The organism is Amycolatopsis sp. SID8362 (assembly GCF_010550475.1).
In the GTDB taxonomy this organism is placed as follows: domain Bacteria; phylum Actinomycetota; class Actinomycetes; order Mycobacteriales; family Pseudonocardiaceae; genus Amycolatopsis; species Amycolatopsis eburnea.
In genome coordinates this window covers 1-232 of sequence record NZ_JAAGNB010001003.1, presented here as the reverse complement: position 1 = coordinate 232, position 232 = coordinate 1, and the positions used below count along the sequence as shown (strand labels likewise).

At 76.7% G+C, this 232-nt stretch carries 1 pseudogene; it reads left to right on the top strand.

Annotated features, from left to right (window positions below):
• Positions 1-232, top strand: a pseudogene (locus G3I65_RS31045) (MFS transporter); the annotation flags it as partial.

Below are 232 nucleotides of genomic sequence, written 5' to 3'. Positions count from 1 at the left end.
CGGCCCGGCGGACGGCGCCCTGCTGCTGACCGTCCTGGCCGTGACGTCGCTGCTGGCCAACGCCGTCTTCGCGAAGAAGCCGCTGCCGTGGGCGCCGGACCGGACCGTGTGGCTGAGCACGCTCGTCCTGGCCGCGAGCGCCGGAGTGGCCGCGAGCGCCGACGGCGTCACCCTGCTGGTCGTGGCCGCCGCGACGGCCGGGCTCGCCGAAGGTCCGCAGCTCACGGCCTTG